Genomic DNA, 1,082 nt, shown 5'->3' with positions numbered 1-1,082 from the left:
CCGCAGACCAGGGTGGCACCGAACAGCGCCTTGAACTCGTCGAAGACTGAGCCGTCGACGATACGGGCGATCACCTCGCGTACATCGAAGGGCTGCTTGGCGTCGGCCGGGATCACCCCGTACAGCTCCTCGGCATCGTGCAGCGGCGCAATCGGTGCGCGGTTGTTCAGTACCCCGAGCTTGCGCCAGTTGAGGTTGGCGATGCTGCGGCGGGCCAGGGCCAGGGCGTGCTCGTCGTTATCGGCGTAGTGGTCGGCCACGCCCGAGGTCTTGCAGTGCACATCGGCGCCGCCCAGCTCCTCGGCGCTGACCACCTCGCCAGTGGCAGCTTTCACCAATGGCGGGCCGGCGAGGAAGATGGTCGCCTGGTTGCGCACCATGATGGCCTCGTCGGCCATGGCCGGCACATAGGCACCGCCGGCGGTGCAGGAGCCCATGACCACGGCGATCTGCGGGATGCCCATGGCGCTCATGTTGGCCTGGTTGAAGAAGATCCGACCGAAGTGCTCGCGGTCGGGGAACACCTCGTCCTGGCGCGGCAGGTTGGCGCCGCCGGAGTCCACCAGGTAGATGCAGGGCAGGCGGTTCTGCAGGGCGATGGCCTGGGCGCGCAGGTGCTTCTTCACGGTCAGCGGGTAGTAACTGCCGCCTTTCACCGTGGCATCGTTGGCCACGATCATGCACTCGACGCCTTCGACCCGGCCGATGCCGGCGATCACCCCGGCGGCGGGGACTTCTTCGCCGTAGACGCCATGGGCCGCCAGTTGGCCGATCTCGAGGAACGGCGAACCGAGATCCAGCAGGCGGTTGATCCGTTCGCGCGGCAGCAGCTTGCCGCGCGAGCAATGCCGATGCTGGGCCTTCTCGCCACCGCCCTCGTGGACGCGGGCGAGCAGGGCGCGCAGCTCGTTGACCTGGGTGAGCATGGCCGCACTGTTGGCGGCGAACTCCGGCGAGCGGGTATTGATCTGGGTGTGCAGGATGGCCATCAGTGACTCCGATACCGTAATCCGTAGGGTGGATGACGTTTTATCCATCCACCGGCTTTGGTGGAAAACGCTTCGCGGTTTTCCACCCTACGC

At 66.5% G+C, this 1,082-nt stretch carries 1 protein-coding gene; it reads right to left on the bottom strand.

Annotated elements, in window-relative coordinates; translation table 11 throughout:
• A partial coding sequence (locus tag G9C89_RS24895; protein WP_315852851.1) for a carboxyl transferase domain-containing protein occupies positions 1–989 on the bottom strand: 989 nt, incomplete at its 3' end.
• Positions 990–1,082 lie beyond the last annotated feature (93 nt).

The organism is Pseudomonas tumuqii (genome assembly GCF_013184545.1).
Lineage (GTDB): Bacteria > Pseudomonadota > Gammaproteobacteria > Pseudomonadales > Pseudomonadaceae > Aquipseudomonas > Aquipseudomonas tumuqii.
Note: the sequence above shows the minus strand (reverse complement) of the source record. Positions and strands in the feature narration are given on the sequence as shown.